This window comes from Phascolarctobacterium sp., from assembly GCF_030531065.1.
In the GTDB taxonomy this organism is placed as follows: domain Bacteria; phylum Bacillota; class Negativicutes; order Acidaminococcales; family Acidaminococcaceae; genus Phascolarctobacterium_A.
The window spans coordinates 1-19309 of record NZ_JAUNOQ010000022.1; the positions used below are offsets into that span (position 1 = coordinate 1).

19 protein-coding genes are annotated in these 19309 nt (G+C 50.0%); 3 read left to right on the plus strand and 16 right to left on the minus strand.

The genetic code is table 11. From position 1 onward, the window contains the following. Positions 1 to 49: 49 nt before the first annotated feature. The 8 genes from rfbG to Q4E64_RS10850 all read right to left on the minus strand — a co-directional run bounded on the left by rfbG (position 50) and on the right by Q4E64_RS10850 (position 7123). Positions 50 to 1108, minus strand: coding sequence for a CDP-glucose 4,6-dehydratase (rfbG, locus tag Q4E64_RS10815; protein WP_303167925.1), 1059 nt, complete (start codon positions 1106 to 1108; stop codon positions 50 to 52). Next, positions 1108 to 1890 carry a glucose-1-phosphate cytidylyltransferase gene (gene rfbF, locus Q4E64_RS10820; RefSeq protein WP_303167926.1) on the minus strand — a complete coding sequence of 261 codons (783 nt, stop codon included), beginning with the start codon at positions 1888 to 1890 and terminating at the stop codon, positions 1108 to 1110. The genes rfbG and rfbF overlap by 1 nt, the downstream gene beginning before the upstream one ends. Positions 1891 to 1915: 25 nt before the next feature. Continuing rightward, positions 1916 to 2644 carry an ABC transporter ATP-binding protein gene (locus Q4E64_RS10825; protein WP_303167927.1) on the minus strand — a complete coding sequence of 243 codons (729 nt, stop codon included), beginning with the start codon at positions 2642 to 2644 and terminating at the stop codon, positions 1916 to 1918. A 9-nt stretch (positions 2645 to 2653) separates the two neighbouring features. Next, positions 2654 to 3418 carry an ABC transporter permease gene (locus tag Q4E64_RS10830; RefSeq protein ID WP_303167928.1) on the minus strand — a complete coding sequence of 255 codons (765 nt, stop codon included), beginning with the start codon at positions 3416 to 3418 and terminating at the stop codon, positions 2654 to 2656. Positions 3419 to 3510: 92 nt separating this feature from the next. Continuing rightward, positions 3511 to 4920, minus strand: a complete 1410-nt coding sequence (gene wbaP / locus Q4E64_RS10835) for an undecaprenyl-phosphate galactose phosphotransferase WbaP (protein ID WP_303167929.1) — start codon at positions 4918 to 4920, stop codon at positions 3511 to 3513. 306 nt (positions 4921 to 5226) lie between these two features. Then, positions 5227 to 5730: an NUDIX domain-containing protein gene (locus tag Q4E64_RS10840; protein WP_303167930.1), complete on the minus strand. Its 504-nt coding sequence runs from the start codon at positions 5728 to 5730 to the stop codon at positions 5227 to 5229. A 45-nt stretch (positions 5731 to 5775) separates the two neighbouring features. Then, a complete protein-coding gene (locus tag Q4E64_RS10845) occupies positions 5776 to 6000 on the minus strand; it encodes a hypothetical protein (protein WP_303167931.1) in 225 nt (74 codons plus the stop codon). Continuing rightward, positions 5990 to 7123, minus strand: coding sequence for a DNA recombination protein RmuC (locus tag Q4E64_RS10850; protein ID WP_303167932.1), 1134 nt, complete (start codon positions 7121 to 7123; stop codon positions 5990 to 5992). Before Q4E64_RS10850 ends, Q4E64_RS10845 begins: the two co-directional genes overlap by 11 nt. A 169-nt stretch (positions 7124 to 7292) precedes the next feature. Here Q4E64_RS10850 and Q4E64_RS10855 point away from each other — a divergent pair, with 169 nt between their 5' ends. Continuing rightward, a complete protein-coding gene (locus tag Q4E64_RS10855) occupies positions 7293 to 7910 on the plus strand; it encodes a TetR/AcrR family transcriptional regulator (RefSeq protein ID WP_303167933.1) in 618 nt (205 codons plus the stop codon). Between the two features lie 67 nt (positions 7911 to 7977). On the opposite strand, the gene ftsY is transcribed toward Q4E64_RS10855, so the two are convergent. From ftsY to Q4E64_RS10890, 7 genes are all read right to left on the minus strand, one after another. Continuing rightward, entirely contained in the window at positions 7978 to 8895 is a 918-nt protein-coding gene (gene ftsY, locus Q4E64_RS10860) for a signal recognition particle-docking protein FtsY (protein WP_303167934.1), read from the minus strand. A 3-nt stretch (positions 8896 to 8898) separates the two neighbouring features. Then, positions 8899 to 12465: a chromosome segregation protein SMC gene (smc, locus tag Q4E64_RS10865; RefSeq protein ID WP_303167935.1), complete on the minus strand. Its 3567-nt coding sequence runs from the start codon at positions 12463 to 12465 to the stop codon at positions 8899 to 8901. Between the two features lie 111 nt (positions 12466 to 12576). Beyond that, on the minus strand, positions 12577 to 13074 hold the full coding sequence (locus tag Q4E64_RS10870; RefSeq protein ID WP_303167936.1) for a DNA-deoxyinosine glycosylase: 498 nt from the start codon (positions 13072 to 13074) through the stop codon (positions 12577 to 12579). Next, a complete protein-coding gene (locus Q4E64_RS10875; protein ID WP_303167937.1) occupies positions 13044 to 14060 on the minus strand; it encodes an elongator complex protein 3 in 1017 nt (338 codons plus the stop codon). Before Q4E64_RS10875 ends, Q4E64_RS10870 begins: the two co-directional genes overlap by 31 nt. A 124-nt stretch (positions 14061 to 14184) precedes the next feature. After that, positions 14185 to 14475: a metal-sensing transcriptional repressor gene (locus Q4E64_RS10880; RefSeq protein ID WP_368501580.1), complete on the minus strand. Its 291-nt coding sequence runs from the start codon at positions 14473 to 14475 to the stop codon at positions 14185 to 14187. 101 nt (positions 14476 to 14576) lie between these two features. Beyond that, positions 14577 to 15386, minus strand: coding sequence for a Cof-type HAD-IIB family hydrolase (locus tag Q4E64_RS10885; RefSeq protein WP_303167939.1), 810 nt, complete (start codon positions 15384 to 15386; stop codon positions 14577 to 14579). Beyond that, positions 15376 to 15795 carry a hypothetical protein gene (locus tag Q4E64_RS10890; protein WP_303167940.1) on the minus strand — a complete coding sequence of 140 codons (420 nt, stop codon included), beginning with the start codon at positions 15793 to 15795 and terminating at the stop codon, positions 15376 to 15378. The genes Q4E64_RS10885 and Q4E64_RS10890 overlap by 11 nt, the downstream gene beginning before the upstream one ends. Before the next feature lie 181 nt (positions 15796 to 15976). Here Q4E64_RS10890 and Q4E64_RS10895 point away from each other — a divergent pair, with 181 nt between their 5' ends. Beyond that, the gene (locus Q4E64_RS10895) at positions 15977 to 16234 is read left to right on the plus strand and encodes a YhdT family protein (RefSeq protein WP_303167941.1); all 258 of its coding nucleotides are present in this window, start codon (positions 15977 to 15979) and stop codon (positions 16232 to 16234) included. Next, positions 16234 to 17730 (plus strand): sodium/pantothenate symporter, encoded by a 1497-nt coding sequence (gene panF, locus Q4E64_RS10900; protein ID WP_303167942.1) that lies wholly within the window; start codon positions 16234 to 16236, stop codon positions 17728 to 17730. The genes Q4E64_RS10895 and panF overlap by 1 nt, the downstream gene beginning before the upstream one ends. Positions 17731 to 17830: 100 nt before the next feature. Here the strand turns inward: panF and Q4E64_RS10905 are convergent, their stop codons facing one another. Then, complete coding sequence (locus Q4E64_RS10905; RefSeq protein ID WP_303167943.1) at positions 17831 to 19243, minus strand: autotransporter outer membrane beta-barrel domain-containing protein; 1413 nt, start codon at positions 19241 to 19243, stop codon at positions 17831 to 17833. Positions 19244 to 19309 lie beyond the last annotated feature (66 nt).

Sequence of the window (19309 nt, forward strand, 5' to 3'; positions counted from 1 at the left end):
AAATCTTTCATCTTTTTACTAATTTTTAGCTTGACATATTACCGCTGGACTATTTTGCTAAAAACTCTTCAATCTGTTTATCCATGCATTTACGCACATCTTCGCCATTAATCCAGCATTTACTCCATTCCACAACCTTCTCAATAGCTGTATCCAGATTCCATCTAGGCTTCCAGCCAAATGCTGCTTTTAATTTTGCACAATCTAATTTTAAGAAATTAGCTTCATGCGGTCCACCATCATAACGGTTAATCCAAGATAAGCCGTTGCCCCACTTATTCACAAATAAATCTACTAAAGCACTAGTCTGGAAACAATCCACATCATCAGGCCCAATATTATAAGCCCCAGCAAAGCTATTGTTTTCATACTGTTTAGTAGCAATCATAAGATATGCATATAATGGTTCTAAAACATGTTGGTAAGGCCTGGTAGAAAAAGGATTGCGCACTACAATATTCTCATAGTTTAACGCTGCACGTACACAATCAGGGATAATTCTATCATTGGCAAAATCGCCACCGCCAATAACATTTCCCGCGCGTGCTGTAGAAATAGCTATTTTTCCATCTGCAAAAAAGCTGTTTTTATAGGAATGAGTAACTAATTCACTACAAGATTTAGAATTAGAATAAGGATCAAAGCCATCCAATTCTTCATTTTCACGGTATCCCCAATTCCACTCTTTATTTAAATAAACCTTATCTGTTGTTACATTCAAAAATGACTTTACACAATTACTGTTACGAACACATTCAAGAATATTTACTGTTCCCATAACATTAGTATCATATGTATATGTAGGATCTTTATAACTATCACGTACAATAGGCTGTGCCGCTAAATGTAAAACAATTTCAGGCTGCGCAGTGTCAAAAGCCTTTTTCAAACTTTGGTAATCCCTTATATCGCCAATAACAGAATTAATATTCTGCTCAATTTTGGCAATAACAAACAAAGAAGGCTCTGTTGGCGGTTTTAAAGAATAACCTGTTACTTCTGCACCTAAATTAGCTAAAACCTTACATAGCCAAGAACCTTTAAACCCTGTATGCCCCGTAACAAATACCTTTTTTCCTTTGTAAAAGGATAAATCAAATTCTTCCATTAGTCCTTCCACACTTTCCAAGGAGCACTCCCTTTTGTTAAAAGCTCATTAAGCATATCCATTTCACGTTTAGTATCCATGCACTGCCAATAACCACGATACATATAAGACATTAACTGTCCCTCTTTAGCTAATCGTTCCAATGGTTCACGCTCCAAAATGGTACTATCTCCATCAATATAATCAAAAAACTCTGGTTCAAAAACCATATATCCAGCATTTATAGGGGCACTATCCATCTGACTCTTCTCTCGAAATGCTTTAACATTATTGCTAGGCCCAATATCCAAAACACCTTTGGATTGATCAAGCATAACAGCAGTCAATGTTGCCAACTTACCATGTTCTTTGTGAAATTTTAAAAGTTCCTTTATATTAACATCACAAACCCCATCGCCATAAGTCATCATAAAAGTTTCATCGCCAATATATTTTTGAATACGTTTAATACGTCCACCAGTCATTGTATTAAGCCCAGTATCAACAACAGTAACTTTCCAAGGTTCGCAATGCTGGTCATGGATAATCATATCATTTTGACCAGAAGTAAAATCAAAAGTAATATCACTATTATGTAAGAAATAATCAGCAAACCATTCTTTAATAATATGCTGCTTATAGCCCGCACAAATAATAAATTCATTAAATCCATAGTAAGAATACTCTTTCATAATATGCCATAAAATAGGCTTGCCGCCAATTTCAATCATCGGCTTAGGCTTAAATTGACTTTCTTCACTAATGCGAGTACCAAACCCACCAGCTAATAACACTACTTTCATGCGAAATCACCTCATCATTATATTTTTAACATTGTTTATATTTTTCACAAATGCTCATCGTATCTCCAAAATCTTTCATTTGCCCCCTATCTAACCATAAAACTTTATTACACAATCTTTCAATCATGTCTATATCATGAGAAACTATAATAATCGTTGTTCCTCGAGTAATCATTTCTTGAATTCGTTTTTCGCATTTCTGCTGGAAATGAAAATCTCCAACCGATAAAACTTCATCAACAATCAAAATGTCAGGTCGAACCATAGTAGCTATGGAAAATCCTAATCTAGCATACATCCCGCTAGAAAAATTTTTTACAGGCACATCAATAAATTTCCTTAACTCAGCAAAATCAATAATTTCATTAAAATGTTCTTTCAGAAATTTCCTTTCATAGCCTAAAATTGCTCCATTCAAAAAAATATTTTCCCTCGCAGTTAAGTCCGAATCAAAACCTGCGCCAACCTCTATTAAAGGCGCAACAGTACCATTTACAATAACTTTTCCCTTAGAAGGCCTGAGTATACCAGATAATATTTTTAACATAGTGCTTTTCCCAGCACCGTTAAAGCCAATTATTCCAAGTATGTCACCTTTATTTACGGAAAAAGTAATATTTTTTAAAGCGACAAATTCATTGAACAAAAGATTTCCTTTTGCAAGTCTAACGAAAAATTCTTTTAACGTATCAACACGTTCCTCCATAAGGTTAAATTTCATGGTAACGTTATCAACTTTAATAATTTCACTCATTGCAATCCTCTAAATATACAAAATAAAATTATTTTGGGTTTTATAAAACGAATAAATTCCTATTCCTAACGCACTTATTGATATAATCAAACAAGTAAATAACACTTCTGCTGTTGGAATTGTATTAAGATACACCACATCACGAAAAGCAGTTAAAAAATATGTAATTGGATTTACTTTTAAAATTATTCCATATTCGACGGGTATGATTTTAGTAGGATAAAATATAGGAGTTGCGTAATTTAAAGCAGTCAATAATACACCGTACAAATGAAACGCATCCCGAAAATACACAGCAAATGCTGCCAAAAATAAACCTACACCTATGCAAAAAAGGAACAATAATACTACTGGAACAACGCAAAAAAGCAAATTAAATGAAATTTTTTGGCCAGTAATCAACATGATGATTATCATAGCTGGCATAGCAAAACATAGATTAACAGCGCTAGAAACAACTCTTGATATAGGAAACAAATATTTAGGTACATATACTTTCTTCAACAAAGCCCCATTTTCCAAAATAGAGCCCATAGAGAAGCTAGTAGATTCTGAAAAGAAAGTAAATATGATTTGACCTGTCAGTAAATACAATGCATAATTTTGTATATCAAACCTAAAAAGATTAGAAAAAACCATTGCTGTAATTAACATCATTAGCAAAGGATTCAGCATACTCCATGCATACCCAAGTATACTCCGTCGGTATTTTCTCTTTATATCTCGAAGGACTAACTCTTTTATTAAATTTTTATAGCCAAAAATATCATGCAAGTTTTTCACATCCTAATTAGAATAAAATAATATTTCACAATAAAACCAATCTATTGATTAATGAAATTTATAGGCAATAATGTTTTCACAATTCAATACGCTCCCCTTCTTTCCAACACAGCAGTAATCGTTCGCCACAGCAGCATTACGTCCAGCCACACGCTCCAGTTGCGCACATACCAGCTGTCCAGCTGTACTCTTTCTTCATACGTCGTGTCGCTGCGACCGCTCACCTGCCACATACCGGTAATACCCGGCTTGACCATCAGGTAATCGCCCACATACTCGCCGTAGCGCGCCAGTTCTTCCGCTATTATCGGTCTGGGCCCGACTAAGCTCATCTCGCCTTTTAATACGTTAAAGATTTGCGGCAGCTCGTCCAGGCTGGTCTTGCGCAAGAACGCGCCGCTTTTGGTAATGCGCGGGTCGTTTTTCAGCTTAAAGTCTTTTTCCCACTCTGCCCGCGCCGCCGGGTCGTTAGCCAGCAGTTCCGCCAGCTTTTCCTTGGCGTCCACGCACATACTGCGGAATTTATAGCAGGGGAACGGCTTGCCGTTCTTCCCGACGCGCGTGTGTTTAAAAATCACCGGCCCCGGCGAATCCTTATAAATCCAGGCGGCGATAAACAGTAAAACCGGAGAAATCAAAATCGTGCCAACAATCGTCAGCGTGTAATCGAAAATTGTTTTCAGCCAGCGGTTCAGCGGCCGCGCCAGATTATTCTTCAAACGCAGCAGCACCAGGCGCTCGTTGAACATGCTCTCTACTTCCACCGCTCCTGTAGGCACGCCTACTAAGTTAGGAATAACGCCGATGTTTTTTACCAGCGGTTGAATACGGTAAATCAGCATTCCCAATTTGCGTTCTGCCAGCCCCGGAGCGGCGATAAAGACGCGCTTCACGCCTGTTTCTTTGATAACTCTTTCCGCGTCGGCAAAGCGCCCCAGCACAGGGTATTTTTCCAAAATGCCCGGCTGTACGCGGTTATCCTCCAGCAGACCCACGATTTTGTAGCCTAAGCCCGCGTCGCTGACGATGCCCTTGACCAGCAGATCCGCAGTTTTACCTGCGCCGACGATGATAACCGGTATCTGCAATAACTGCTTATGCAGCAAAAAGCGCTTAAACAAATAACGGCAAACTGCCAGCAAAACGAAAGCCAAAATGCCGAATAAACCTACGAACATTCTGCTGGTGGTGGCGGCGATGCGCGCCACATACAAAACAAAAATTACGGCCAGAGTGCCGTAGCAGCAGGCGTGGAACAGCTTTTCTACCTCTTTGTAGAAGGGCATACGACGGCTGTACAGCTGTCCCAGATGAATAAAGAGCAGGAACAGGCTGGGAAATACTATCCAGAAGTTGAGCCAGGAAATACGCAGATTGCTGGAACGTAAAAACCAGTTACGTAAGCAGAAAGCGCTCTGCTCGGCGCCAATTACCGCCACATAATCCAACGCTATAAACAGCAAAAACAACATCGACGTGTAATAGCGTTTCACAAAGCTTTCTCCCCCATCTCTCCGCCATGTTTCAACGCTAAAGGTTAGCGTTATGGATAACTTTATCTATTATTCTATGATTATCTAAAATATTGTTATTTATAATTATAGCGCGTTGTCCCCCCCTGTCAAACAAAAGTCGCGTCGAGCGACTTTTGTTGTGCGCGCTCCGCGCGAAATGCGCCAGTAAAGCAATTTGCAAAAAAACGCCTAAGCGCACTGTTTTGCTGTACGCTTAGGCGTTTAGCCTTTAATAAATCGATTTTTATAAACTAAAAACATCCTCGTTTCGCCAACCCGCTCCGGCTATTTTTCCAAAACCGGCCTGATACTGTCGTAATGCAGGAAAATGCCCTGCGACGCCAAGTCTTTAATCTCGTCCAATGTCGCCAGCTTAAACTCCAGCGCTTCGTTAGGACGGATTTTTACGTCGTCGGCAGCAAAATCCATAGTAAAGCGATAGCAGTCCACAAAGTAATTGTCGCCCTCGCCGGGATTTTCCCGATGATAGGTCAGCAGCGGTTCGCCCGGCACGGCGGATACGTCCAGCCCTGTTTCCTCCAAAACCTCGCGGTTCACGGCCGCCCGCGAGCTTTCGCCCGCCATAACGGCGCCCCCCGGCACCTCCCACCAACCGGCGGCCCAGGCCTTGGTCAGCACGCGGCGGGTAATCAAAAAGCGTCCGTCAGTATGCCGCACTACGCCCAGCACCGTCAAATGGTATTCGCCGTCCTGCAAAATCCAGTCATTGCGTCGCATCGTGCGCCCCGTAGGCCGCTTACCGCGATCGTATATATCCCATAATTCCATGTGTATGCCTCCTTGATGTATATAATTATAGCCAATAGCGTCGTCTTACCTCAGTAAGCACGGCAGATACTTAAAAATCACGTACAAGCCCGCAGTCATCGCTCCAAAAAGGCTTACGCTGTCCACATCGATATACCCCAGACGCAAACTGTTAAGCCCGGCGATGAAAATCATATTGAGCCACAGGAAGCCGTACAGCCACAAAAATATTTGCACATACCAAGGCGGCTTTTTATGAATATTGTCGCGCTCATTTGCATCAGGCTCCATGGCGTTCCTCCTCCAATACCTGCACAGCGTCCAGCTGCTTATGCAGCCGCGCTACATAACGGCTGCTGCCCTGCAGCGCAGCCTGCGCCTCGTCCAGCTTTTTGCCGCTTTTGTCCAAGGCTGCCTGCAAGCCCTCCAGCTCCTGCTTTACCTTGTTCAGCAACCGCCAAACCTCCGTCGTGCGCTGCTGCACCGCCAAGGTGCGAAAGCCCAACTGCAGGCTGTTGACCAACGCCGCCAGCGTCATCGGCCCGGCCACGCATACGCGGTACTGCCGCTGCAAGCCTTCCGCCAAGCCCGGCACATTCAGCGCTTCGGCGAACAAGCCCTCGCAGGGCAGGTACATAACGGCAAAGTCCGTAGAATAAGGCGGGCAGATATACTTATCGCAAATATCCTTAGCCTCGCTTTTCAGCCTGCGCTCCAGCTGTCTGGCAGCGGCTTCAGCCGCAGCGGCGTCGCCAGCCTCCCGCGCCTGCTGCAAGCGCTGGTAATCCTCCAGGGGAAATTTAGCGTCGATGGGCAGCAGCACCTCCTGCTCGCTGCGACCGGGCAGCCGCAGCGCGTACTCCACCCGCAGTCCGCTGTGAGGGCGGACCTCCGCGTTCTCCACATAGCGTCCCTTATCTAAAATATCCTGCAAAATATTGCCCAGCTGCATTTCGCCCCAGGTGCCGCGCACCTTAACATTGGATAAAATACGCTTTAATTCGTCCACGCCGCCGGACAGGCTCTGCACCTGTCCCAGCGTTGCGTGTACCTCCTGCAAGCGTTGGCTGACCTGGGAAAATTTCTGCTCCAGCGATTCGTTCAAACGCTCGTCCACCGTCAGGCGGATGCGCTCCAGATTTCTATCTGTCAAATCGGCCAAACGCGCCGTGCGCTTATCCAGCTGCTCGCTGAGCCTGTCGCTGGCCGCCTGGTTTTCCATCCGCGCCGCCCGCGCCAATGTGCTTTGCTCGCCCCGCAGGTCGTACAAGGCCTCCAGCAAACGTCGCTCCGCCAGCTCCAACCGCTGGCCCGCTCCGTCCTGCCGCGTTCTGCGCTGCTGCCATAACAGCGCGGCTACCAGCGCCAGCAGCACCAAAATGCTTATCAGTAAAATTATCGTAATCGTTTCCATAGCAACCTCCGTCGACGCTTTTATTATAACAAAAGATACGCCGTTAGCCAATAATTATCGAACAAAATTTTTCTTATTACGTCATGGAGAAATTACCGTGCGCTAGTTACAGGCAACGTAAAATAGTGTATAATAGAGCATAAGATTACAAAGCCCCGAGGTATATATTATGAACGACAATCAAGAAACGCAAAACGCTCTCAGCAGCCCCGATAAAATTTTACAGGCGGCTACGCTGCTTTTCGCCCACGATGATTTCAATTCTGTCTCCATTAAGCAGATAGCGGCTGCCAGCGGCGTCAACAGCGCCCTGATTTCTTATTATTTTGGCGGCAAGAAGAATCTGTATCAGGAGGTTCTGTACGCCGAGGCCGACAAATTTTTAAAATTACAGGATGAGATCCGCAGCCATAGCGAATCCCCTTTGCAAAAGCTGCGCCGCTACGTCGATTCCATTGCGGAAATGCAGCTGGCGCGCCCCTATAATATTCACCTTATCTACCGCGAGCTGCTCAGCCCCCAGCCCATGTTTGAAAACTATGTCAAGAATAAGCTGTACCGCATTCATCAGTTTATGTCCGATTTAGTAAACGACGCCATCGCCTGCGGCGAAATCGTCACGGCAATTAAGCCCACCCATGTGGCCTTTACGCTGGAAGGCATCATCATGTTCTTTTTCCTGACGAAAGGGCAAATCAGGCAGATAGGCAATTTTGACCTGCGGGCAGAAACGGACTACCTGCTGGAAGCCCTGGACTCTTATTTAGTCTCATTGAGCCCCAAATAAATTATAATATCGTACAAAAAGCCATCGCCAGAGTTCATTCTGCCGATGGCTTTCTTAATTTCATCATTTATTTTTCCGTACTGAACAGGGCTTCGACAAATTTATCGGGCTCGAAGGGGCGGAAATCCATAATGCCCTCGCCCACGCCAATCCATTTTACCGGCAGCCCCAGCTCTTCCTTAATAGCCACAACTACGCCGCCCTTGGCCGTGCCGTCCAGCTTGGTCAGCACTACGCCCGTTACGTTGGCCGTTTCCATAAACACCTTGGCCTGATTGATAGCGTTCTGGCCGGTGGTAGCGTCCAGCACCAAAAAGGTTTCATGGGGCGCGTCGGGAATTTCGCGTTTAATGATGCGATGGATTTTTTCCAGCTCGTTCATCAGATTAGCCTTATTATGCAGGCGTCCCGCCGTATCGATAAATAATATGTCGGCCTTACGGGCGATGGCAGCCTTGACTCCGTCAAAAACCACGGCCGCCGGGTCGGCGCCCTCGTTGTGACGGATAACGTCGCAGTGCGCCCGCTCCCCCCAAATTTGCAGCTGCTCGGCGGCGGCGGCGCGGAAGGTATCGCCTGCGGCCAAAATAACCTTGTATTTGAACAGCGTAAAATAATTAGCCAGCTTGCCGATGGTCGTGGTCTTGCCCACGCCGTTGACGCCGACCACCAGAATTACCGTCGGCTTAGCGCCGATGCGGGTACGCTGGCCGGAATCCTTCAGCATTTCGGACATATAATTTTTCAAAAAGGGCATTACGTCCTGCGTCCCGGCAATCTCCTTCTTTTTAGCTGCCTGGCGCACGGCGTCAATAAGCTTTTCCGTAGTCTGCACGCCCACGTCGGCGCTCAGCAGAATCATTTCCAGTTCTTCCAGAAAGTCCTCGTCAATTACGGCGGACAGGCCGACCAGTTCCTGAATACGGTCGGTGAAATTGCGTCTGGTCTTGGTCAGGCCTTCTTTTAAACGCTCAAAAAAACCCATAGCTTAACTCTCCTTTGCATTTATCTTAACGGATAATAATTTAGATACACCGGATTCTTCCATTGTCACGCCGTACATAATATCGGCTGCTTCCATCGTGCCCTTGCGGTGCGTGATGACGATAAACTGTGTCTGACCGGAATAATCGCGCAGAAAATTGGCGAAACGCTGAATATTGGCGTCGTCCAAAGGCGCGTCGATTTCGTCCAGAATGCAGAAGGGCGAAGGCTGGTAGCTCAACAGTGCGAAAAGCAGGGCGATTACCGTCAGCGCTCTTTCGCCGCCGGACATAAGGTACAGGCTTTGCAGCTTTTTGCCCGGAGGCTGCACCTCGATGTCGATACCCGAATTTAAGAGGTCGTCCGGCTGCGTCAGCGTCAGCAGCGCCGTGCCGCCGCCAAAAAGCTTAACGTAGCATTTGGCGAAGTACTCGTTAATTTTAGCGAAGGCTTCCTTAAAGCGCTTGGTCATGCCGCTGTTGATTTCGCTGATGACAGCTTCCAGATTATCCTTGGCTGTGCAAAGATCGTCGTACTGCCGCCGCAAAAATTCGCTGCGCTCCTTAACGGCTTCGTATTCCTCGATAGCGGCCGCGTTGATGGGTCCCAAGGCGGATATAGCCAGCGCCAGCTTGCTTTCCTGCTTTTGCAGCGCTTTAAGGTCCAGGGCCTGCAGCTGCTGCAAATCTGTTTGCCGCGCCTGCTCTTCGTCCAGCTGATAATCCTGCTCCAGCTGCTCCAGCACATGCTGATAATCACTTTCCTGCCGCGCTAGGGCAAGCTCCGTCTGCCGCAAAGCGGCTTCGCTGTCGCCTGTCTGCTTGCGGGCCTGGGCAATTTCTTTTTCCAGCTGACTCTGCCGCAGCAGCAGTTCGCCCCGCTGCTGGGCGAAGTCGTCCTTGCCGCCCATAATGCGGTGGAGCTCGGCCAGCACGTTTTCGCTTTGCTGCTGCAAGCGCTGCTTTTCCGCGCCGCATTCCGCAATGGTCTGTTGCAAGCGCCCAGCCTCCTCGCTGTTGGCCGCCATATCGCGGCGCACCCGCAACGTGTCCTGGTCCAGCCCCTGCATTCGTTCGCTCATTAAGCTGCTCTTGGCAGCCGAGGTTTCCAAAAGCACGCGAGCGTCCTGCAAATTATTTTCCAAAGCCGTTACTGCGCTGCCCAGCTGTGCCATTTGCTTCTGCAAGGCCTCCAGCTGCGCCTTGGCTTCCGTGTCCCGGCTTTCCCGCTGGGCCACGGCGGCGCGCATCTCCTTCAGCTTATCGCGGTTCTGCAAATAAGCGTTAGTCACCTGGCTGCGGTCGTCCAGCAGCAGCGCCAGATTTTCGCTTTCGCGCCGTTTGCTTTGCAGCACCTGCTCCAAGCGCAGCTTAATTTCGCTGGCCTTCAGCATTTGCTGCTGTAATTGTTCGTTGACATTTTGCAGCTTACGCCCCTGCGTTTTGGCTACTTCCTCCTGGGCTTCCAGCTGCTCCTGCCAGCTCAGCATTTCCTGCCGCAGCCTGGCCGCAGTTTCCTGCGCTTGTTTGATTTCCGCCTCGCGGCTCAAATAGCCTTCCTTTTGCTTGCGGCTACCGCCGGTCATGCTGCCGCCGGCGTTGACCACATCGCCCTGCAGCGTTACTACGCGCAGACGAAAGCGCGACGCCCGCGCCGCCGCCAGGGCCGCGTCAAGATTTTCGGCAATCAGCACCCGCCCCAGCAGAAAACGCAAAGCGTTCTCCGCTTCGGCGCGGCTTTGCAATAAATCCATTGCAAAGCCGCAGATGCCCGGCTGCTTAGCCAGCGCTTCCTCTTCCTTATTAGGGCTGCGGCGCTGCACCGTGTCCAAGGGCAGAAAGGTAGCGCGGCCGCCTCCGGTCTGCTTCAAATAGGCGATGGCCGCTTTAGCCGCCTCGGCGCTTTGCGCTACAATGTTCTGCGCGCCCTCGCCCAAGGCCGTTTCTATCGCCGTAATATATTTATCTTCAACTGTAATCAGCTCGGCAGCCACGCCTAAAAGCTGCTGCCGCCAAGGTGTCTGCGCCTTGAGCGCCGCTTTGACGCCGTAGCCGAAGCCCTCGTAGGCCCGCTGCATCCGGCGCAAGCCCTGCTCCTTAGCTTCGGCCATGGTCAGCTGCCGTTGGCATTGCTGCTGGCTGACTGTAATCTGCGTAATATTTTTTTGCGCTGCCGCCGCCGCCGTCTGCAAAGCGTCGGCGTCCGTGCGCAAAAGCTCTGCGTCATGCTGGCAGCGGACTTGAGCTTCCAAAAGCCTGTTGTACTGCTCCTGGATTTTGGCTGCCGCCGCCTCGGCCTCCTCAATGCTTTTCTTCAAAGCTTCGCGGCGGCGCATCCGCTGCTCCTGCTCCTGCTCCAAAGCGCGCAATTCGTTGCGCATTTTCAGCAGCGCCTGCATAGCGGCGAAAAATTCGCTTTGCGCGCTGGCGTTTTGGTTCTGCACCTCGTTCAGCAGTCTTGCTTGTTCGTCCCGTTCCTTCTGCAGGCGTTCCGTCTGCAAGGCCGCCCTGGCCCGCTCCTTATCCACTGCGTCAAATTCGGCGGCTAAGGACTGCATTTTGCTTTCCAGCTCCTCCGCCTGCTGCGCCAGCTTAGCGTTGCTTTGCTCTAATCTGGCCGCCGCCCGCCGGCTTTGCTCGGCGCGCTCGTCCAGCACGCCCTGCTTACCGCGCAGCTTTTCCAACGCCGTTTCCTGATTTTTGATTTCTTCCTGTAATTTGCTGTAATCCTCGGCCAGCTTATCCAGCTGCCGCTGCAACGCCGCCGCTTCGGCCTCCCTGCCGCTCAAAAGCGCCGCCTGCCGGGAAAATTCGTCGGCCGCCGCCTGCTTTTTAGCGTTCAGCTCCGCCTGTACGCCCGCCATATTGTCCAGCTTGCGCAGCAGTACGGATAAACGGCATAAGCGCAGCTCTTCGCTCAAAGAATTATACTGCTTCGTCTTAGCCGCCGCCTGCGCCAAAGGCTCTACCTGCGCGTCCACCTCGCTGCGGATATCGTTGATGCGCGTCAGGTTCAGCGCCGTATCGTCCAGCTTTTTCACGGCGTCCTTCTTCCGCAGGCGGTATTTGGCGATACCTGCGGCCTCCTCGAACAAACCGCGGCGCTCCTCCGGCCTGCTGTTGAGCACCTCGTCTATTTTATTCTGACCGATTATCGACATGGAGCCCTTGCCCAGGCCCGTGTCGGCCATCAAATCGATGACATCCTTCAAGCGGCAGGGCTTTTTATTAATGGCGTACTCGCTGTCGCCGCTGCGGAATAAACGGCGGGTCAGGCTCACCTGCTCAAAATCCAGGGGCAGAGTATGGTCGCTGTTATCAAATTCCAGACTGACCTCGGCCACGCCTAAGGCGCGGCGTTTGCCGCTGCCGGAAAAGATTACGTCCTCCATTTTGGAGCCGCGCAAATATTTTGCGCTCTGCTCGCCCAAAGCCCAGCGAATGGCGTCGGAAATATTGCTCTTGCCCGAACCGTTAGGCCCGACAACAGCCGTAATTCCTTTATCAAAGGTTAATTCAGTTTTATCGGCAAAGGATTTAAAGCCATAGGTCGCAAAGGACTTTAAGCGCACAAATAATCACCTGTCTCTGCACGGCCCACAGCGCAGGCCGTTTACTCTTTCTAATGTTATCTTATTATTTTATCATACATATCGCAATTTTAACACTGCTTTCCGCAGCGCTTATTTTAAATATGCCAAAATTCTTCCCCACTCCTGCGCCAACGCCGCTAAATTCATACGCGCGTTAGCCGGGCTGGTGGAATGAAAATAAAAAACCTCCACGCCGGGAGGCAGGCTGCGGGCAAAATATTTTTTGAAGGCCGCGCCCGCCTTACCGCCGTTGCAGAAAATTGCGCGGATGGACGGATTACGCGCCAATAAGCCCGGCACATCGTTCGGCGTTTCGTTTTTTATATCGCTGTCCAAGCTGCCCTCGCGCTCGCACACGCCCAGCGTATCCCACAGCGCCACGGCATGCCGCGCCAGCAAAGCTTTTTTGGCGGCGTAATCATCAGGCGCGGGCTCGTTAAACAGCAGCGCCAGCAATTTCCAAAAGCGATTTTGCGGATGAGCGTAATATTCCTGCTCCTGCAAAGATTTCATGCCGGGCATGGAGCCTAGAATTAAAATTTTACTGTTTGCTCCAACTAGCGGCTCAAAGGAACGGCACTGGGACATAGCTCTATCTCCTCTCCCTCGCACGAAGTAATTTTCAACGTCAGCTGCGGCAGCATTTGCCGCCAGTACTGCAGATTGCAGCTTTTAAGTCCCCGCAGCTTGGACTGCAAGCGCGCGGGACAGCGCAGCTCCGCAGCGCGTACGCCGCTATCGGCCAAGCTTTGCAGTTGGGGCGTAAGCTGGCTCCGCAGCGCCCTGCTCTTCACCAGCTCCCCCATGGAGGGATGGAAAGGCCCGGCGATAATATTTCCCGGCGCGCACAGCTCCTCGTCGGGCTGCAGCCCGATGCGGATAACCTTAACGCCTGCCGCAGTCAGCCTTTCGTATACATAAGCGCTCTGCGCCACCGCCTCCTCCAGCGTCAGCGGCACGTAGCTTCCGGCCGCATACTGAACGGCCAGCGGCGTATCCTTCACCACCAGCACGGGATAAATTCTGGCCACGTCCGGCCTTAGCTCCGCCGCCAGCTCTGCCGTCCTCCGCACGCTGCGCCAATCCTGCAGCGGCAGGCCCACCATCAGCTGCACGCCCGTCTGCAAACCAAACTGCCGCAACAAAGCGTGCGCATGGTAAACCTGTCCGGCGCTGTGCCCCCGCCCGGCCGCCTGCAAAACGGCGTCGTCCAAGGACTGCACGCCCAGCTCCACCAAACGCACCTGATGCTCTTTTAACAGCGCCAGCCGTTCTTCATCGATATAATCGGGGCGCGTGGACAAGCGCACGCTGCCAATCGCGCCCTGCCGGAGAAGCTCGTCCGTCAGCGCCAGCAGCCGCTCCTGCAGCTCCATTGGCAAGCCCGTAAAGGAGCCGCCGTAAAAAGCGGCTTCATGCCGGACGTCAGGCCGCAGCCAGGTAAGCCAACGGGCAATCTGAGCCTTAGCGCCTGCCAGCGCGGCTGTTTTCTGCCCGCTGATGGCCCGCTGGTTGCAAAAGATACATTGATGCGGGCAACCCGCGTGGGGAATAAAAATCGGCAAAATAGACATGCAAACTCCTTAAAACACTTTTTACTCTTGACTTATCCCCTATGGGATTATTATATCAGTAAAGAAACAATACCAGGAGAGTATCGCAGTTCTGCATCCTGAAAATTTCTACCTCCGGCTTCGCCTAGCGCAGATAACGGTCGATGGCGGTTTCAAAATTCTCCAGACTTTTGCTGCCCTCGCCTTCTTCCATAGCGTACAGGAGGCAATGCTCCAAATGGTCCTTTAAGATCACCTTCGCGGCATTGTCCAAAGCCTTGCGCACGGCTGCTATCTGAATTAAAACCTCCGAGCAGTCGCGGTCGGCTTCCACCATATTTTTAACAGAACGCACATGCCCTTCGATGCGGGCCAGACGGTTGATAACTTTCTTTTTATTGGGATGGTTATGCGCGTGCTCGTGCACGGCGCTCATATCCGTATGACTTTGCAGCTTCACGCTATTCACCTCGTCAATTGCATATTCTAAAATTATTAAAGCAGGTACGGACTCTTCCCTACCTGCTTTGGTTTTGTTTATTCTTCGGCCTGCCTGGTCAAAATGCTTTCGATAACTAAAGCTACGCCGTCATTATCGTTGGAAGCGGTAATAATTTTAGCCTGATTTTTCACAGCGTCCTTAGCGTTACCCATAGCTACGCCGATGCCAGCGTTAGCTATCATCTTGACGTCGTTATTGGAATCGCCGACGCACATAATTTCTTCGGGAATTACGCCGTAGCTGGCGGCTACGGCTTTAACGGCCTCCCATTTATTGACGCCCGGCTCCATCAGCTCCAGAAAATTATCTTTAGAGCTGGTCACATCCAGCTTACCGGCAAAACGCTCGGCAAATTGCCGCCAAACCTCGTTAAATTCACGCGCCTCCGTCATTACCAAAATCTTATAAGGAGCTTCTTGCGTAGAAAAAACGTCGTCGCCCACAGCAGTAGTCGGGATACCGCTGATTTTGCTATACATCCGCGAGCACTCGTTTTCTTCTTTAATCAAAATACTGTCGCCCACGTATAGCTGCAAATAATAGCCCTTTTCGCGGCAGTACGCCAAAACCTCCCGCGCCGTCGACAGCTCCATCTTATGCTCGTAAAATACCTTGCCGCTACGGCTGCCCTTCACCAGTGCGCCGTTATATGTTACTAAGGGCACGTCCAGCCCCAGCGCTTCGGCATAAGGACGCACGGATACGTACATGCGCCCGGTTGCGATTAAAAAAATCCTGCCAGCCGCCACGGCCTTCTTTACAGCGGCGGCGTTGCGCGGCGAAATCTTGCAATCCTTATTTAACAAGGTATCGTCCATATCACAGGCAATCAACTTAATTTCCATGAGCAGGCTCCTTCTCCCTGATTTGTAATTCCAAAGCGATAGCGGTTAAAGGATATACCGCCAGCAAAAACAGTAAATGCAGCGCATGGCTGTGCAGCGTGTAGCCCGGCAACAGATGGCACAGCGTCAATACGCCCTCCCAGGCGAAGGCCGCCGTTACGATAAGCGCTTTTAACAGCTCCACGCTGCGGGAGCAAGCCTGACGCAGCGAGCCCTGCAAAAAGTCACGGCTCACAATCGCGCCCATCAATTTCAGTCCCAGCAACACAACCGCGCCCTCGATAAAAGAACCTGCTACCAGTCCGCCCAGAGTAACAACCTCCAGCCAATCGGTCAAATATTCAACTAAAAAAAATATTACGCTCAATGTCAGCCACATGGTGGCCGCGTCGTAAATGCGCTCTTTCACTTACATCACCATGTAACATTATATCACGTTTCATTATTCTTTCCACATTTCTTTTGCGATTTGCGTCCCAGCGCCGGCAAATTTTATTGTTGAGCTAACTTGAACATGGCGAAATGCTTGTACACATGGTATAATAAGCACGACATTTATTATTGCAGGCTCGCCCTGCGCAAAGGAGCTTATGATGAAACGAAGTGAAAAATTTCGCCAGGCCAACCGCGAGGCCCTGGCTACTGTAATCGCCGCCGCTGCGGTAATCATTTTTTGGTGCGCCGCCGGCTTTGGTCTGGCCGATAGCGACGTAACCCTGTGGCACACGCCGCTGTGGGTGTGGGGCGGCTGCGTCGGCACCTGGCTGTTCGCCGTTCTTGTTACCGTTATTCTGACTAAAAAAGTTTTTATTAACTTTGATTTGGAAGAAAAGGAGGAAGGCAAGTAATGGGCAGCATTTTCAATCTTCTGCCGGTGCTGATCTTTTTGATCGCCCTGCTGGCTATCAGCGCCTACATCCAGCGCGCCTCCAAGGAAAACAGGCAAAAGGATTTCGCCAAGGATTATTTTATCGGCGGCCGTACTTTAGGCGGCTTCGTTCTGGCGATGACCACCGCAGCTACCTACAGCAGCGTCAGCACCTTCGTCGGCGGCCCCGGCATGGCCTGGGTCATTGGCTACGGCTGGCTGTACATGGCTATCGTGCAGGTTGTCGTTATCTTCCTGGTGCTGGGCGTTTTCGGCAAAAAGATTGCCCTCATCGCCCGCGAGATCGACGCCGTAACGGTTATCGACGTGCTGCGCGCCCGTTACAAATCCGATTTTTTGGCTAATATGGCGGCGGTAGTTATCGTAGCCTTCTTCTGCTCCACTATGGTCGCCCAATTCGTCGGCGCGGCCAAGCTTTTTGAAGCGGTTACCGGCTTTTCCTACCTTACCGGCCTGAGCCTTTTCGGCCTTATCGTAGTCGTTTATACCACCATCGGCGGCTTTAAGGGCGTAGCCGTAACTGACGCCTGCTGCGCCGTAGCCATGATCGTCGGTATGTGCATTCTCATGGGCGGCATGATGAGCGCAGGCGGCGGCTTTGCCAAAATTATGTCCTACATCGGCAGCAGCCACCCCGATATGCTGGAGCCGCTCTCCCGCGGCAAAATGCCTGTTTCCCTGTACATCAGCCAATGGCTGCTGGTGGGCATCTGCACCCTGGCCCTGCCCCAATCCGTAGTGCGCGGCATCAGCTACAAAAACACCAAAGCGCTGCATAACGCCATGATCATCGGCACCGTCGTTATCGGCGCCATGACTCTCGTAGCCACCTGGATCGGCATTATCAGCAAGGGCGTGCTCACAGAAGGGCTGGCCGCTTACGGCAACAGCGTCGACAATATCATGCCCCTGGCGATTATCAAAAGCCTTTCTCCTTTCTGGGCCGGCGTTATCATCATCGGGCCCATCGCCGCTACCATCTCCACCGTGTCGTCCCTGCTGCTCAGCGCCTCCTCGTCCATCGTTAAGGACGTGTATATGAACGTCAAGGGCCGGCGCGGCGAAACCTTGAGCAATGATAAAATCCGCTGGTACAGCCTGACCGCGACCATCATTTTAGGCTTGATAGTTTATTTTATCGCCATCAATCCGCCCAGCGTAATCTGGCAGATCAATATGTTTGCCTTCGGCGGTCTGGAAACGGCCTTCTTCTGGGTGCTGATCTTCGGCCTGTTCTGGCCCAAGGCTAATAAATGCGGCGCTATTGCCGCCATGGGTGGCGGCGTGCTGGTGTACTGCCTGACCATGGCGCTCAAAATTAAATTTATGAGCCTGCATCAAATCGTTCTGGGCATGTTCTTCTCCCTCGTGCTGTTCTTCATCGGCAACGCTTTGGGCAGCAAGGCGGACGACAAGACTCTGCGCATCTTCTTCCCGGAAAAATTTGAGGATTAAATTATTGTTGTAAAAACGAAACTCGCGTCAGCCTTCCAAAATTTAAGGAAGGACTAACGCGAGTTTTTTTATGCCGTCATGCAGTCAGAAAACCAAAGCCTTAGAAGCTCCAGCGCATACCTACGTTCCATTGCCATGGCGTCTTGATATCGTCGCCAAATGTTTTCACTACGTCGGCGTAAACATAGCTGTCAGCGCCGGTTTTATAATTAAAGCCTAAACCGGCTTCATACCAGGTATTGCCGATATCCTGGCTGTAGCTGTTGTGCAAATCGCCCAAACGCAGATAAGTATCCGCATCGCCGGCAAACTCATGCAGCAAAGAGGCTTTAGCGTAAACGCTGCCCTTGTCGGTAATGTTCTTGCCCAGCTCAAAGCCGACGCGGCCTACCGTGCTGTACAAGGTATCCTGACTTACGCGAATATTATTGCTGGTAGTATAGTCCTCGCCGCCAATGCGCATAAAGGTCAGCTGTGCCTGCGGCGTTACGTACCAGCCGTCGGACATATCCATCTTCACGCCGTACTCGCCGCTTAAAGACGTACCCCAGGCGTCGTAATCGCCGCGCGTATCGCCTGCCGCCGTGTGAATCTCAAATTCATTGCTCAAGCGTCCCTGCTTCAAAACGATGTCCGCATACTGGCCGCTTGCGCCCAACCAAGTGCCGTACAAGGATAAGCTGGTGCTGCGGTTATCGCCCTTGCCGTTGGCGTAAGCAGTCTGCCCGTCGTTATGACTGATGGCAGCGCCGTAATGCCAGTCGCCGTAGGCCTTATCATAACCCATCTGGAAATAATTGTATTGGTTCTTATACGCGCCGCTGTATTCAAATTCGCCGCGGCTCATGCGCACCCATACGCCCTGGTCGCCCTCGCTGTTGCGCAGTTCGCCCAAACGCTGGCTAAGAGTGCTGTCCTCCTGACGCCAGGCAATAATCGCCGTGCTGGCAATATCGCGCATAGCGTCCATAGTAGTGGTGCTCTTGCCTTGCTGGATGTCTTGAAGCTCAATGGTATTGCCGTTGATATTGTTCGTAGTTACGCCGGTCATGGCGGGAGTAAGCAAGCCTTCTTCTATATGTGCTGTAAAAGTAGCCTTGCTGTTCTCACCAATTTTCAAACTTTCTTGTACTAAACCTTTAAATTTTTCTTTAGTACCGATATCGTCAGCATTAATACCAGTATAGTTAGTGGATACTTGGGTAGCCTCTGCTCCAGCAAAAACTTGAAAAGTGCCTGTTTTCAATGCTCCGCCAGTTTTATCAACGGTAAAGTTTACCGTACCGCCAGTACCGCCTAAATTTTCAACTTGAATAGCTTGCTCTTGCGTTTTAGCAACGTCAATATTAACGATACCGTTATTTAAATTCAAATTATTCAAGGCAATGTAACGGCTACCTTTTGTGCCATTTGCACCTCCCAATTCCCCTTCTTCTTTAACAAGCTCTGGATTCCATTGAGCGCCGTCAGACAAAGTAATTTTTAAATTATTTACTTTCAACTTATCATCCATCGATAAAACTTCATTTGCTCCTCTGTTCCATGTCACAACCGTATTGCCATTCCAATAAGAATCTGC